The organism is Tsukamurella soli, assembly GCF_039541155.1.
Taxonomy (GTDB): Bacteria; Actinomycetota; Actinomycetes; order Mycobacteriales; family Mycobacteriaceae; genus Tsukamurella; species Tsukamurella soli.
In genome coordinates this window covers 1-14,112 of record NZ_BAABFR010000026.1, presented here as the reverse complement: position 1 = coordinate 14,112, position 14,112 = coordinate 1, and the positions used below count along the sequence as shown (strand labels likewise).

13 protein-coding genes are annotated in these 14,112 nt (G+C 71.8%); 6 read left to right on the top strand and 7 right to left on the bottom strand.

Annotated features, from left to right (window positions below):
- The first annotated feature begins 44 nt into the window (after nt 1–44).
- Complete coding sequence (locus tag ABD908_RS10230) at nt 45–1,208, top strand: DNA cytosine methyltransferase (protein WP_344994694.1); 1,164 nt, start codon at nt 45–47, stop codon at nt 1,206–1,208.
- Nucleotides 1,205–2,029, top strand: coding sequence for a hypothetical protein (locus tag ABD908_RS10225; protein ID WP_344994691.1), 825 nt, complete (start codon nt 1,205–1,207; stop codon nt 2,027–2,029). Before ABD908_RS10230 ends, ABD908_RS10225 begins: the two co-directional genes overlap by 4 nt.
- Before the next feature lie 7 nt (nt 2,030–2,036).
- Here the strand turns inward: ABD908_RS10225 and hemQ are convergent, their stop codons facing one another.
- From hemQ to hemE, 3 genes are read right to left on the bottom strand one after another with little or no spacing between them, the layout of a single operon-like run.
- Entirely contained in the window at nt 2,037–2,738 is a 702-nt protein-coding gene (gene hemQ, locus ABD908_RS10220) for a hydrogen peroxide-dependent heme synthase (RefSeq protein WP_344994688.1), read from the bottom strand.
- Nucleotides 2,739–2,768: 30 nt separating this feature from the next.
- The gene (locus tag ABD908_RS10215; RefSeq protein ID WP_344994685.1) at nt 2,769–4,046 is read right to left on the bottom strand and encodes an FAD-dependent oxidoreductase; all 1,278 of its coding nucleotides are present in this window, start codon (nt 4,044–4,046) and stop codon (nt 2,769–2,771) included.
- Nucleotides 4,046–5,089, bottom strand: coding sequence for a uroporphyrinogen decarboxylase (hemE, locus tag ABD908_RS10210; RefSeq protein ID WP_344994682.1), 1,044 nt, complete (start codon nt 5,087–5,089; stop codon nt 4,046–4,048). Before hemE ends, ABD908_RS10215 begins: the two co-directional genes overlap by 1 nt.
- Before the next feature lie 141 nt (nt 5,090–5,230).
- Here hemE and ABD908_RS10205 point away from each other — a divergent pair, with 141 nt between their 5' ends.
- The 3 genes from ABD908_RS10205 (at nt 5,231) to ABD908_RS10195 (ending at nt 7,771) form a co-directional block, all read left to right on the top strand.
- Nucleotides 5,231–5,761 carry a DUF3000 domain-containing protein gene (locus ABD908_RS10205; RefSeq protein ID WP_425584367.1) on the top strand — a complete coding sequence of 177 codons (531 nt, stop codon included), beginning with the start codon at nt 5,231–5,233 and terminating at the stop codon, nt 5,759–5,761.
- Between the two features lie 20 nt (nt 5,762–5,781).
- A complete protein-coding gene (locus tag ABD908_RS10200) occupies nt 5,782–6,996 on the top strand; it encodes an HRDC domain-containing protein (RefSeq protein ID WP_344994676.1) in 1,215 nt (404 codons plus the stop codon).
- Nucleotides 6,997–7,108: 112 nt separating this feature from the next.
- The gene (locus ABD908_RS10195; RefSeq protein ID WP_344994673.1) at nt 7,109–7,771 is read left to right on the top strand and encodes a TetR/AcrR family transcriptional regulator; all 663 of its coding nucleotides are present in this window, start codon (nt 7,109–7,111) and stop codon (nt 7,769–7,771) included.
- Between the two features lie 26 nt (nt 7,772–7,797).
- Here ABD908_RS10195 and ABD908_RS10190 read toward each other — a convergent pair whose 3' ends face one another.
- Complete coding sequence (locus ABD908_RS10190) at nt 7,798–9,201, bottom strand: aldehyde dehydrogenase family protein (protein WP_344994669.1); 1,404 nt, start codon at nt 9,199–9,201, stop codon at nt 7,798–7,800.
- Nucleotides 9,202–9,287: 86 nt separating this feature from the next.
- On the opposite strand from ABD908_RS10190, the gene ABD908_RS10185 reads away from it, so the two are divergent.
- Nucleotides 9,288–9,857, top strand: coding sequence for a TetR/AcrR family transcriptional regulator (locus tag ABD908_RS10185; RefSeq protein WP_344994667.1), 570 nt, complete (start codon nt 9,288–9,290; stop codon nt 9,855–9,857).
- Nucleotides 9,858–9,870: 13 nt separating this feature from the next.
- Here ABD908_RS10185 and dxs read toward each other — a convergent pair whose 3' ends face one another.
- From dxs to ABD908_RS10170, 3 genes are all read right to left on the bottom strand, one after another.
- The gene (gene dxs / locus ABD908_RS10180; RefSeq protein WP_344994665.1) at nt 9,871–11,844 is read right to left on the bottom strand and encodes a 1-deoxy-D-xylulose-5-phosphate synthase; all 1,974 of its coding nucleotides are present in this window, start codon (nt 11,842–11,844) and stop codon (nt 9,871–9,873) included.
- Between the two features lie 94 nt (nt 11,845–11,938).
- On the bottom strand, nt 11,939–13,147 hold the full coding sequence (locus ABD908_RS10175; RefSeq protein ID WP_344994662.1) for a class I SAM-dependent RNA methyltransferase: 1,209 nt from the start codon (nt 13,145–13,147) through the stop codon (nt 11,939–11,941).
- Nucleotides 13,144–13,938 (bottom strand): DUF3159 domain-containing protein, encoded by a 795-nt coding sequence (locus tag ABD908_RS10170; protein WP_344994659.1) that lies wholly within the window; start codon nt 13,936–13,938, stop codon nt 13,144–13,146. Before ABD908_RS10170 ends, ABD908_RS10175 begins: the two co-directional genes overlap by 4 nt.
- Between the last annotated feature and the right edge of the window lie 174 nt (nt 13,939–14,112).

The window sequence follows — 14,112 nt, the reverse complement described above, 5'->3', positions numbered from 1 at the left end:
GAGCGCTCGGTAGAGTCTTCCGGGAACGTGGAGAGGGAGTAGCGGTGTCGAGACGCGCGGTGGGCCTGTTCGCGGGCATCGGGGGCTTGGAGATCGGGCTCGCCGAGCACGGCTGGGACACGGAGTTGCTGTGCGAGATCGATGAGGGCGCGACAGCGGTGCTGAAGCACCGGTTCCCGAGCGTCCCCCACCACGCGGACGTCACCACGCTGCGCTCGCTACCCGGCGGCACCGAGCTGGTGATGGCCGGTTTCCCCTGCCAGGACCTCTCCCAGGCCGGCCTGACGGCGGGGATCACCGGCGACCGTTCGGGCCTGGTCGACGAGGTCTTCCGACTCGTCCGCCGCAAGGCCGGGCCGCGGTGGCTGCTGCTCGAGAACGTCCCGTTCATGCTGCGCCTGGACCGCGGAGCGGCGATGCGCCACGTCACCGGCGCCCTCGATGCGCTGGGCTACACATGGGCCTATCGCGTCGTCGACGCTCGCGCGTTCGGGCTGCCCCAGCGGAGACAGCGGGTGCTCATGCTCGCGTCCCGCACCGAGGACCCGCGGGAGGTACTGTTCGCGGACGACGCGGGCGCCCGGCCCGACGGTGACCCCGCACATCACCCGTGCGGCTTCTACTGGACCGAGGGCACGCGCGGCCTGGGCTGGGCGGTCAACGCCATTCCCACGCTCAAGGGCGGTTCCACCCTCGGCATCGCGAGCCCGCCTGCCGTCCGGACGCTCGACGGGCGCGGCATCGTGACCCCCGGCATCGTCGACGCCGAGCGGCTGCAGGGCTTCGACCCCGACTGGACCACCCCCGCGCTGACGGTGCCGGGCATCCGGTCCGGGCACCGCTGGAAGCTCGTCGGTAACGCGGTCAGCACCCGGATGTCGTCGTGGGTGGGACACCGCCTCGACGCGCCGCTCCCCTACGACGGTCGCGCCGACACGCCGCTCGCTCCGAGCGACCCGTGGCCCGTCGCCGCATGGGGCCGCGCAGGCGCCGCGCACCGCGTCGACGCGTCGACGTGGCCGGTGCACCACGAGTACGAGGATCTGGGTGGCTTCCTCGACGACGCCCGCCCGCTGTCTGCGCGCGCCACGGCCGGCTTCCTCAAGCGCGCCGAGGCCGGATCGCTGCGGTTCGTGCCGGGCTTCCTCGATGACGTGGCCGCGCACCTGGACCGGATGCGCGGTGCCGATCCCGAACGGGCCGCGTGAGCGAGCTCTGGCAGCCGCTGCTGCTCGCGCTGGACGCGGCTGATCCGAAGCCCGCTGTCGACGCCGACCGCGCCGACAAGAAGAACTACGCGCAGGCGCTGTCGAACGCCCTGGCGCAGACCGTCGCCGACGCATTGCGCCCCCTCTACCCGGACGTGACGCCCACCGCGGCGGGCGTCGGGCAGGAGGCGCAGGTCGACGTGGTCAAGGGGCGCAAGAAGCTCGACGTGAAGTCGGTAGACCCCAACCTCGGGCTGGTGTTGTGCGTGTCGATCAAGACGTACAGCTTCCAGGACTTCAATGCGCGGACCGGGCGCGCCGGGCGGTACACCAAGAACATCGTCCGCAACGACCACGAGCTGCGCGGCGAGGCCATGGTTCTGCACCAGCGCCAGCCGTACAGCGTGCTGATCGCGGTCATGTTCGAGCCCTACGAGACGTGCGACGACGGTAACCCGCGCACCCGGGGGCAGGCCGGCCAGAGCTCGTTCGCGAAGCACGTCGAGACCCTGGCCAAGCGGGCCGGCCGGGGCAAGCGCCCCGTGATGGGCGGCGCCGAGGGCCTATACGTGGACCTGGGTGCGGAGGACACGCGCCACGACCTGTTCGAGCGCGTGTTCATCGGGCTCTACGAGCTACACGGGCCCGACCGCGGCGCGGTGCGGTTCTTCGACGTCGAGCAGGCGCCTCCGCGGTGCGGCCGACCGGCCGAGGACAAGACGCTCTCGTTCGAGCAGTTCATCGCCGAGGTGCACCGGGAGGTCGAACACCGCAACCGCTTCGCCCCCACCTGGTCCGACGACGACGCCGACTTCGACTAGAACGGCCTTAGGGCAACGCCGCGATCAGCTCCCCGACCTCGGTGCGGGGACCCGTGAAGAACGGCGTCTCCTCGCGCGTGTGCCGCCGCGCGTCGGTGGCCCGCAGGTCGCGCATCAGGTCGACGATGCGGTGTAGCTCGGGTGCCTCGAAGGCGAGCAGCCACTCGTAGTCGCCGAGGGCGAACGCGGGGACGGTGTTGGCACGCACGTCCGCGTAGCCGCGCGCGGCCATGCCGTGCTCGGCGAGCATGCGGCGGCGATCGTCGTCGGGCAGCAGGTACCACTCGTAGCTGCGGACGAACGGGTACACGCACACATAGGCGCCGGGGGCCTCGCCCGCGAGGAATGCGGGGATGTGGCTCTTGTTGAACTCGGCGGGCCGGTGCACGGCCGTCGACGACCAGACCGGCGCGCTCGCCTGCCCCAGCAGCGTGGTGCGGCGGAAGTCGTTGTAGGCGGCCTGCAGATCCTCGATGCGCTCCGCGTGCCACCAGATCATGTAGTCGGCGTCGGCCCGCATGCCGGACACGGTGTACACGCCGCGCACCTGCAGATCGCCGTCCTGGACCTCCTCGAAGAACCGCTCGGCGTCGGCGGTCGCCTGCTTGCGCTGGGTGTCGTCGCCCAGCCTGCCGGGGATCACCGCGAACACCGAGAACATCAGGTAGCGGACTGTCGAGTTGAGCGCGGAGTAGTCGAGGCGAGCCATACCGCCATCCTGCCACTGGCGGGTCGGCAGCTACCCGGCCGCCTGCCGCTCGAGCACCCGCTCCGCGGCGGCCTCCGCGTGCGCGATGCACGCGGCCACCCCGACACCGTCGAAGTACGCGCCGGTCAGCACCAGCCCGGGTGGCGTGGCGGCCTCGATCTCGGCGAGCCGGTCGAGGTGGCCGGGTGTGTAGACGGGGATCCCCTCGTACCAGCGCTGCACGGCCGCCGACACCGGCACCGCGGTCACCCCGAGCGCCGTCTCGAGGTCGGCGCGGGCCACGTCGATGATGCTCTGGTCGTCCTCGTCGAGGATCCGGCTCACGCCGAGGCGGCCCAACGAGACCCGCACCGTCGGGCCCGGTCGGGTGTCCGCGCCCCACTTCTGGGTCGACAGCGTGAACGCCTTGGCAGTGAGGACCTGCCGGGACGCGACCAGCACGCCCGAGTAGTCCGGGAGCGCGACGGTGTCGGGCAGCACCAGGGTGACGATCGCCGAGTTCGCAGCCGGGATGGCGCCGACGGCGCGCGCAAGCTGCGGAAAGGACGTGCGCGTGATCCGAGCGACCTGCTGCGGCGGCGCCGCAAGGACCACTTTGTCGAACCACCAGCCGCGCAGCATCCACCCGGGCCGCAGCTCAGGGACGGGCGCGTTGAGCAGGATGGCGCCTTCCAGCTGCGCCGCGAGGGCGTCCAGCAGCTCCTGGTAACCGCTGCGGAACGCACCGAACACCGGCCCCGTCGCCGTCGAACGCGCCAGCACGGCACCGACCGCGGCCGTGAGGCTGGTGGCGCCGGCGTCCAGTTCGGCAGCGAGTGCCGGCAGCGCCGCGCGCAGCGAGACGTCGTCGGCATGTGCGGAGTACACCCCGCCGAGCATCGGATCGACGCACCGACCGACCACTTCGTCGCCGAGGCGCTCGCGGACGAGTGCCCCCAGCGACACGTCCGAGCCCGGGGCCCAGGCCAGTGGGACCGACACCTCGTGCGCGTCGGCGGGGATACCCATGAGCTGGCGCGCCGGGAACGGGTACAGCCCACCGTCGGCGTACACCGCGGGGCGGCGACCGACCGGCGACACGATGTCGTCTGCCAACCCCAGCTCCGCCGCCAGATCCATGACCTCCGGGCGGCGACGGACGAACGCCTCCGCGCCCATGTCCACCGTCATCCCGTCGAGTCGGGCCGAGCGGAGTTTGCCGCCCACCCGGTCGGACGACTCGAACACGGTCACGCGGCAGCCGGCCTGCTTCAAACGCAGCGCCGTCACCAGGCCTGAGATGCCGGCGCCGATAACCGCGACCGTCATCATAGGCCGTGCACCAGCTCCACGACTCGGGTGAGCACCCTCGGGTCGGTCGCGGGGAGTACCCCGTGCCCGAGGTTGAACACGTGGCCCGTGGCGCCCACGGCCAGCGCCGCGTCGGCGTCCGCGCACACCCGGCGGACATGCGTCTCGATCGCGTCCCACGGCCCCAGCAGCACAGCCGGGTCGAGGTTGCCCTGCAGCGCCCTACCCGGCCCGACGCGGCGGGCGGCCTCGTCGAGCGGGACCCGCCAGTCGACACCGACGACGTCGGCGCCGGCCTCGCCCATCGCGCCCAGCAGCTCGCCCGTACCCACACCGAAGTGCAGCCGAGGCACGCCGGCGTCCTCGAACGCCGCGAACACCCGCGCCGAGTGCGGCTGCACGTACTCGCGGTAGTCGGCCAGGGACAGTGCGCCGGCCCACGAGTCGAACAGCTGGAACGCCTGCGCGCCCGCATCGACCTGCGCACGCAGGAACACGATCGCCAGGTCGGCGAGCTTGCCGAGCAGCGTGTGCCAGGTGTCGGGATCGGAGTACATGAGCGCCTTGGTGCGCTCGTGACTTCGGCTCGGCCCGCCCTCCACCAGGTACGACGCGAGGGTGAACGGCGCGCCGGCGAAGCCGATCAGGGCGGTGCCACCGAGCTCGCCGCGCAGCAGGCGCACCGCCTCGGCGACGGGCTCGACCTGCGCGGGGTCCAGCGCGCGCAGGTCGGCCACGGCCTGCGCGTCGCGGATGGGCCGTTCGATGACGGGGCCGACCCCACTGACGATGTCGAGGTCGACACCCGCAGCCCGCAGCGGCACGACGATGTCGGAGAACAGGATCGCGGCGTCGGTGTGGTGCCGACGCACGGGCTGCAGCGTGATCTCGCAGACCAGATCGGGCCGGAAGCAGGAGTCGAGCATCCCGATCCCTGCGCGCACCTTGCGATACTCGGGCAGCGACCGACCGGCCTGCCTCATGAACCACACCGGGCGTCGGGACGGCCGGGTCCCCTGCGCAGCGGCGAGCAGCGGGTTGACGGCGGTTGTGTTGCTCATCATCCCCATCCTGTCACGAGTGTCGCCGGGGACAGCGGCGCGCCTCCCTCGCCGACCCAGCCTCCACGACTACCGTCCGGACCTGTGAGTCATCCTGGAGCGGGTTCCGACCCGGAGCCCTTTCGCGAGGCCATCGATTCGATGCATGCCGCGACCGTGCGCTCCGAGATCGAGATCGGCGCCATCCGGCCGCCGCAGCGCCTGGCCCCGTACAGCTACGCGATCGGTGCCGAGGTGCGTAGCCCCGAGACCGACATCGTGGCCGAGGACTCCGACGGCGAGACCTTCGGCCGCCTGATCCTGCTGTACGACCCCAACGGCCACGAGGCCTGGAACGGCCTCATGCGCCTCGTCGCCTACGTGCAGTCCGATGTCGACGAGGAGCTGGCGGCGGACCCGCTGCTGCCCGAGGTCGCATGGAGCTGGTTGACGGACTCCCTGGCCGAGCGCGGCGGCCAGGTGACGGCCCTCGGGGGCACGGTGACCGCCACATCGTCGGTGCGGTTCGGTGACATCGCGGGTCCCCCCCGCGCGCATCAGCTCGAACTGCGCGCCTCGTGGACCGCGACCGACCCCGACCTGTCGGGCCACGTCGAATCGTTCGCCGCGGTGCTGGCGATGGCCGCCGGGCTGCCGCCGGTCGGGGTGGCGCAACTCGGCCGGTCGTCGTAGGGGCGACGGGGCCGGGCAGGGTGCACGAGACGGGTATCGAACTCAACGAGCCGCTGGCGGGCGTCCCGGCGCCGCTGACCACCGCGGACGAGTTCCTCCGATGCGCCGAGGCCCTTGCCGCCGGCACCGGGCCCGTAGCGCTGGACACCGAACGCGCGTCGGGCTTCACCTACTCGAACCGCGCGTTCCTCATCCAGATCAAGCGGACCGGTTCGGGCCTGTTCCTCATCGACCCGATCCACGAACCGGACGCACTCGACCCCGTCGCGAAGGCACTGCGCGGCGTCGAGTGGGTGCTGCACGCCGCCGACCAGGACCTTCCGTGCCTGCGGGACGCCGGCTTCGTCTGCGACGAGCTGTTCGACACCGAGCTCGCCGGCCGGCTGCTGGGTGAGCCGCGGGTCAACCTCGCCGCGATGACTCTCGAGCACACCGGTTACGTCCTGGCGAAGGGCCACGGCGCCGCGGACTGGAGTAAGCGCCCCCTGCCCTACGACTGGCTGACGTATGCCGCCCTCGACGTGGAACTGCTCGTCGATCTGCGCGACGAGATCGAGGAGCGGCTTGCCGATGCGGGCAAGCTCGAGTGGGCGCGCGAGGAGTTCGAGGCGGAGCGGCTACGGCCGGACCCGCCGCCGCGCGTCGACCCGTGGCGCCGGACCACCGGGATCGCCGGCCTGCGCAACCGGCGGCAGCTGGGCCGCGCCCGCGAGCTGTGGCTCGCCCGCGACGAGCTGGCGCGCAAGCGCGATGTGGCACCCGGCCGGACGCTGCCGGACGCGGCGATCGTCAACGCCGCCACCGTCAACCCCGTGACCGAGGCGGAGCTCACCGCCCTGCCCGTGTTCGGGGGGCCACGCATGCGCCGCACCGCCCGACGGTGGCTGGCTGCGATCGAGCGCGCCAACGCCCTGCCCGACACCAGACTTCCGTCGCTGCACGGGCCACGCCCCGCGGTACCTGCCGGAAACCGTTGGGGCCGTAGCAATCCCGAGGCGGCGGACCGCCTCGCCCGGGTGCGCGCCGCGCTGACCACGATCGCCGAGACGAACAACCTGCCCGTCGAGAACCTGCTTCCGCCGGACGCAGTACGTCAGCTGTGCTGGTCCTGGCAGCCACAGCTCGACGGTGACCCCGCCGCCACCGTCGACGCGGTGCTCGCGGACGCCGGCGCGCGGAGCTGGCAGCGGAGACTGACCGTGGCAGCCCTGGCGGAGGTCCTCACCGCAGCGTGACCGCCGCTGTGCCCACGTCCGGAATCACCCGGTATCCGGCGCAGACGGTTGCAAATGCGATCGCCGCAACTAGTATCGGAATGCACATGGTCGTGTGACGGAGGACTGCGTGATGACCGGTGTTTCCGACGAGCCCGAGATCGACCTCGCAGCCCACGAGGCCACAGTGCACGAGGTCGCAGCCGGCGATCCGGAGGCGTTCTGCGCGCGGCGGGAGGAACTCGCCCGGATCGCGCTGGCGGGTCTGGCGGAACTCGGCTACGCGCGCGCATCACGACGGGCGATCGCCGAGCAGTGCCACATACCGTACGCGGAGATGTGCCGTTACTTCGCGGACACGATCGACCTGATGAAGCACTGCGTATCGGTCTTCAAATCCAGGTGCGCGCACCGATACGACGAGGTGATCGCGTACGCGACGGGCCCGCGCGACTTCGAGTCGGGCTTCGCGGCCGCGATGGCGGTGACGCTGCGTGACGAGGCCGGCATGCACCGGCTCTGGTACGACCTGCGCTGCCAATCGATGTTCGAGCGCTCGTTCTCCGCCACCGTCGACGACATCGACCTCAGCCTGCAACAGATGATCTGGCGGGCCGTGACCCGGTATGCGACGCTCCGCGGAACGGCCCCGGTGGTACCGCCGGCGATGGGCTACGCGCTGTTCGACGGCCTGTTCCAGCAGGCACTACTGCGGTATCTCGACGGCGACGAGGGCGCGCCCGAGGCCCTGGCCTGCGACGTCGCCGACCTGTTGGTCCTCGTCGTCCCAGCCTGAGCCCGCACCCGCCGAGTGGCGGGCGGTCACCGCGCCCCGACGATGTGCAGGCATGCGCGGAGGACCGGGAGATCCCACGGCCGCCGACGGTGACTGTCGACCCGCGTGGGCAGGTACACGCGCCGGCGCTCGGATACGGACACCGGAGAGGTGAACTCCCGCAGCCCCTCCGCACCGTGGATCCTGCCGAAGCCCGAGCCGCCCCGCCCACCGAACGGAAGGCCGGGGACCGCCCCGAAGCTCACGACGTCGTTGATGCTCACCATGCCCACGTCCAGCCGCCGGGCGATCTCTCTGCCTCGGCGTCGACTGAACACCGCCGCGCCGAGCCCGTAGTCCACGGCGTTCGCGCGGGAGATCGCCGTCTCGATGTCGGGCACCACGGTGATCGTCACGGTAGGCCCGAAGGTCTCCTCGGTCACTGCGGTCGACATCTCCGGCACGTCCAGAAGGACCACCGGATCGATATAGGGCGGCCGCACCGAATGCGGCCCGCCGACCACCGCGACGCCGCCGTCGGCGATCGCCGCGTGGATGTGCCGCCGCACGATCTCGACCTGCGCGGGCACCGTCATCTGCCCGTAGTCCACCCCCGCGCGCAGCCGCCCGGCACGCTCGGCCATGATCGCCGTGAACGGCTCCGCCACGTCGTCGACCACGTAGACGCGCTCGATGCCGGCGCACGACTGGCCCGAGTTCATCGTGGCGCCCCACATGATCGCGTCGGCCGCGCTCGACAGGTCCGCGTCGGCGGCGACGATGGCCGCATCCTTGCCGCCCAGTTCCATGACGACCGGGGTGAGGTGGGCGGCGCACGTCGCCATCACGCGCGCACCGGTCCGTGCGGAACCGGTGAAGGCGAGTTTGTCGACGCCGGCCTCGCACAACGCCTCTCCCGCCTCCGGCCCGCCGGGTATCGCCTGTAGCACCGCGTCCAGCCCGCTCGCGTCCCGGAACGTGTCGGCGAGCCACCGCCCGGCGCGCGGCGCGTGCTCGCTCGGCTTGAGCACCACCACGTTGCCCGCCGCGAGCGCATAGGACACCGACCCCATCGGTGTGTAGATCGGGTAGTTCCACGGCCCGATCACCCCCACGACGCCGAACGGTCGGCGTTCGACCGACGCGCGGTGGTCGAGCATCAGCATCCCGGGGGCGACACGGCGCGGGCGGAGGACTCGATGCGCGTGGTGTGCAGCCCAGTCCAGATGGTGCAGCGTCATGGTCAGCTCGATCTGTGCGTCGGCACCGACCTTCCCCGTCTCGTCCTGAAGCACCTGCAGTATCTCGCCGCGCCGTCGATACATCGCCTGTTTCCACCTCAGGAGGTGATGCCGGCGCTCAGCTCCCGTCATGGCGGACCACTCCGCCGCGCCGCGTCGGGCTGCTCGGACGGCGTCGTGCACGGCGGCTTGGTCTGTCCCTCTGCTCATCATGGCACGACCGTAACGTCGAATGTCGAGAAACACAACGCACCGTTGCGTTGTATTCTGGTGCCGGCATCGAAAGGACCAGAACAGTGAACGCACCGCGACGCGCCGCCGCGATCTACGCCGCGACATTGGACCTGCTCACAGAGCGCGGCTATGCCGCGCTCACCATCGAGGGGGTCGCGGAGCGGGCAGGGGTCAACAAGACCACGCTGTACCGCTGGTGGCCCGGCAAGGACGCACTGCTCAGCGCGGCCGTGCGGGAGTCCCGCCAGACGAGATTCACCGCCCCCGACACCGGCAGCCTTCGCGGCGACATCGTGGCCGCACTCACCGAGGTCGCCGAACTCCTCAGCGCTCCCGTGGGCCGCTACCTCGCCGCCGCGGCGATCAGCGGAGAGAACCCCGAGATCGATTCTCTTACACGGGAGTTCGCTGCCGATCGCACCGGACGCGAACAGATCCTGCTGGATCGCGCACGCGATCGGGGCGAGCTCACCGAGCAGGTCGACGCCCGATCGGTCTTCGACCCGGCCATCGGTGCGCTGTGGCTTCGCATCCTGCTGCTTCGGGAGGAGGCCACCTCAGGCGCCATCGCCGCACTGACCGACCGGATCATCCTCGGCCTCCCTCGCACGGAACCCGCTCGACGCGACTGACCGCGCACGGCGCTCACTGCGGCAGGACGCTGCTCCGATCCGCGGTATCGGCGGCATCGACATCGACCCGACCGACGATGTGATCGACCGTCTTCCCGTGTGCGGCGAGCCGCTCGGTGATCGCGACGGCCACGTCGGCGGCGGTCAGGCCCAGCTCGCCGAGCAGTTCCCCGCGCGAGCCTTGGTCGAGGAACTCCTGCGGCACGCCGAACACCCGCACCGGCGTGTCCACGTCCGCACGCTGCAGTGCACCGGTCACCGCGGTGCCGATACCGCCGGCCACGCCGGAGTCCTCGAGCGTCACGACCAGGCTGTGGGCACGCGCCAGCCGCACGATCGACGCCGGCACCGGTAGCACCCAGCGGGGGTCGACCACGGTCGCCCCGATCCCCTGCCCGCGCAACCGCTCCGCCACGTCGACGGCGGCGTGCGCGAACGGGCCCACCGCGACGATCAACACATCGGTCGCCGCGCCGTCGAGTCCGTCGACCTCGCCGACGTGCAGGACGTCCACGCCGTCGTCCAGCCGCCGCACAGCCTGGAGGTCCACGGGCACAGCGCCCTTCGGATACCGGATCAGGGTGGGACCGTCGTCCACCGCGAGGGCCTCGGCGAACTCCTCGCGCAGCCGGGACTCGTCACGGGGTACGGCGACACGCAGGCCTGGAACCAGCGCCGCCAGCGACAGATCCCACATGCCGTGGTGGGAGGCGCCGTCGGGCCCGGTGACGCCGGACCGGTCCAGCACCAACGTCACCGGCTGCCGCAGCAGCGCGACATCCATCAGCAACTGGTCGAACGCCCGGTTGAGGAATGTGGAGTACAGCGCCACGACCGGGTGCATCCCGCCCAATGCCAGCCCGGCGGCCGAGGTGACCGCGTGCTGCTCGGCGATGCCCACGTCGTAGATGCGGTCGGGGAACTTGCGCCCGAACGGCGCGACGCCGGTGGGCTCGGCCATGGCGCCGGTGATGGCGACGATGTCGGGCCGCTGCTCGCCGTGGGCGATCAGTTCCTCGGCGAACACCGACGTCCAGTCGCGACCGCCCGGGGCGCCCCGCGACAGGCCGGTTGCGGGGTCGATGACCCCGATGCCGTGCATCTGGTCGGCCTCGTGGTTCTCAGCGTGCTCGTACCCCATGCCCTTGCGGGTGATCGCGTGCACCACCACCGGACCGCCGAAGTCCTTGGCGCGCCGAAGCGCCGACTCGAGCATCGCCTCGTCGTGCCCGTCGACGGGACCCACGTACTTCAGGCCCAGGTCGGCGAACATCGCCTGCGGGCTCAGCCAGTCCTTGATCCCCGCCTTCATGCCGTGCAGGAACGAGTACGCCGACTCGCCCACCACCGGCAGATTGCGGACGCGTCGTCGCCCCGCCTCGAGGAACTGCTCGTACCCGGGCTGGGTGCGCAGGCCCGAGAGGTGTGTGGCGAGACCACCGATCGTGGGAGCGTACGAGCGACCGTTGTCGTTGACCACCACGACCACGGAGCGATCGGACGCCGCGATGTTGTTGAGCGCCTCCCAGCACATGCCGCCGGTGAGGGCGCCGTCCCCGACCACGGCGACGACGGTGCGCTGCTCGCCCTTGAGCGCGAAGGCCTTCGCGAGCCCGTCGGCGTAGCTGAGCGCGGCGCTCGCGTGCGACGACTCGACCCAGTCGTGTTCGGACTCGGCGCGGCAGGGGTACCCGGACAAGCCGTGGCGCTGACGTAGCGAGTCGAACGAGTCGCGCCGGCCGGTGAGGATCTTGTGCACGTAGGACTGGTGCCCGGTGTCGAACAGGATGGCGTCGACCGGCGAGTTGAACACGCGATGCAGGGCGAGCGTGAGCTCGACGACGCCGAGGTTGGGGCCGAGATGACCGCCGGTCGCCGAGACCTTCTCCACGAGGAAGTCGCGGATCTCCGCGGCCAACGACGTCATCGCGACCTGATCGAGCTTCCGCAGGTCACCGGGGGAATCGATGTGTTCCAGCACTCCCATGCGCGCCGTGCTCTCCTCTCGCCACCTACGTGTCCGGACGCCCGGTCGCGGTGCTTCCGTCGTGTCTACACCTTCCCCGTTCTCCCCCGCCACTCTACGGTGACGCCTCCCCCGGCTCGAGCAGCGCGAGGCATTCGAAGTGGTGCGTGCCGGGAAAGGCGTCCAGCGCGACCATCTCACGCACGCCGTACCCGTGCTCGCGCAGCAGCTGCAGGTCGCGGGCGAACGATGCCGGGTCGCAGCCGATGTGCACGATCGTCGCGGGCGTCGCATCCGCGATCGCGCGGATCACCTTTGCCCCGGCACCCGCGCGCGGCGGGTCGAGGATCACGGCGTCGGGCCGCTGCAGCGAGGCCACGACCTTGTCCACGGGGCGCCGGTGGAAGGTCACCGGCGTGCCGCGCAGCGCCTTCCGGCCCGCGCGGACGGCGTCGGCAGCGGTCTCGACCACGTCGACCCGCGTCCCGCGCTCGGCGAGCACCGCCCCGAACACGCCCGCGCCGCCGTACAGGTCCCAGGCGTGGCCGCTGCCGTCGGGCACCCAGCGGGCGATCAGCTCCGAGTACCGGGCCACGGCGTCGCGGTGCGCCTGCCAGAAGGCGGTGACCGGCATCTCGTAGTCGTGGCCGCCGGCGTGCTGGCGGGCGATCCCGCTGCCGTCGAGCACCTGCTCGGCGGCCCACCCGCCCTGCTTCGAGCCCACGGCGAGGACTGCGTGCCGAGTGCCGGCGTCGTCGAGCGCCACCACGACCTCGTGCAGGCCGCCCGACGCATCGACCCGGGCAGGCAGGCCCGCGATCAGCGCCGCGGGCAGCTGCCGGCAATCCAGCGAGGGGATGACGGTGGCGCTGCGCGCAGCATGCCAGCCCAGCCTGCCGTCATCGGAGAGCGCGAGGCGCGTGCGGTGCCGCCACCCGGCAACGAGGCCATCGGTCACCTCCGCGACGGTGCCGTCGAACCCGCCCGGCGGCTCGGCGAAGCGGCCGATGCGGCGTAAAGCGTCGGCCAGAACATCGGACTTGAGCCGCCGGGCGTAGGCGGGCTCGGCATGGGTCAGGTCGCAGCAGCCCGCACCCGCGGCGGCAGCGGCGCACGCCTGCGGGACGCGCTGCGGCGACGGGTCGAGCACGTCGACGGTCACTGCCCGCGCGAACGAGCTCTTGACCTCGGTGACGGTGGCGCGCACGGTCTCCCCGGGCAGCGCCCCGGACACGAACACCACGCGACCGTCCACCCGACCGATCACGAAGCCGCCGTGCGCGGGGGCGCCGACGGTGACGTCCAGTGCCTCGCCGGCGATCACGGGCGCCGCTCCTCGGCCGGGCCCGAGACACCGTCGGGCGCGGGGTGCCGGGTCCCGGCCGCCCACCGCGCGCCGAGGTAGGTCGCACCCACGCACACCGCGAGGAGCGGCCAGCCCATCGCGATGCGGGTCACGCCGAGCCACCCGGTGCGGCCCTGCGAGTAGAGCAGCCCCTGCACCACGAACCGCGCACCGAACATCAGCGACCACAGCACCGTCAGCGCGTCGAAGGTGTAGAGCTCCCGCTTGATGCTGCGCCAGTCGCGGCCGGCGCGCGAGCCGCCCTCGTCCTCGGCGCCCTCGTCCTCGGCGCCCTCGTCCTCGGCGCCCTCGTCTTTGGCGCTCTCGTCCCTGGCGCCCTCGTCTTTGACGCCCAAGCCGAACGTGTGCCACAGCACCCCCACCAGTGGCCGGCGCACCAGCAGAGACACCACGAATGCGACCAGCATCAGCGCCTGCACCACGATGCCGTACAGGAAGTAGCCCTTGCCGCTGCCCACGGCGAACGCGATCAGCACACAGACACCGACCCCGAGGAAACCCGAGATCGCGGGCTGCACCGACGTGCGGGTGGCGAGCCGGATCACGAGGATCACGGCCGCGACGATCAGCGCGGCCACCGCGCCCCACGTCAGGCCCCACAGGGCGTTGGCGGGCACGAACGCGATCACGGGCAGCGACGAGTAGACCATGCCGGTCCAGCCGCCCATCTGGGCGAGGATCTGGTCCCGGAGCGGCGGTTCGACCGGCTCGTCCCGGTGGTCGCCGGGCTGGGGGTCCGCGTCAGTCACAGGCGCCTACAGTAGCCGCTCATGGACCCGACCAGAGATCTCGACCTCGCCGCGGCCGGCCCCGATCCGGCAGCCGCGACGGCGGTGCTGCTCCCGGGCTCGGGGTCCGACGGTGACTTCGTGCGCCGTGCGTTCGCGCCCGTCGCCGAGCGGTGCGCGCGGGTGATCGCGGTG

Bases quoted from the DNA above. Each gene is read 5' to 3' on its own strand.
- ABD908_RS10215 (WP_344994685.1), bottom strand. From the start codon at position 4,046: ATGACGGTCGCGGTTATCGGCGCCGGCATCTCAGGCCTGGTGACGGCG.
- dxs (WP_344994665.1), bottom strand. From the start codon at position 11,844: ATGGGAGTGCTGGAACACATCGATTCCCCCGGTGACCTGCGGAAGCTC.
- ABD908_RS10195 (WP_344994673.1), top strand. From the start codon at position 7,109: ATGACCGGTGTTTCCGACGAGCCCGAGATCGACCTCGCAGCCCACGAG.
- hemQ (WP_344994688.1), bottom strand. From the start codon at position 2,738: ATGGCTCGCCTCGACTACTCCGCGCTCAACTCGACAGTCCGCTACCTG.
- ABD908_RS10205 (WP_425584367.1), top strand. From the start codon at position 5,231: ATGCATGCCGCGACCGTGCGCTCCGAGATCGAGATCGGCGCCATCCGG.
- hemE (WP_344994682.1), bottom strand. From the start codon at position 5,089: ATGAGCAACACAACCGCCGTCAACCCGCTGCTCGCCGCTGCGCAGGGG.
- ABD908_RS10190 (WP_344994669.1), bottom strand. From the start codon at position 9,201: ATGAGCAGAGGGACAGACCAAGCCGCCGTGCACGACGCCGTCCGAGCA.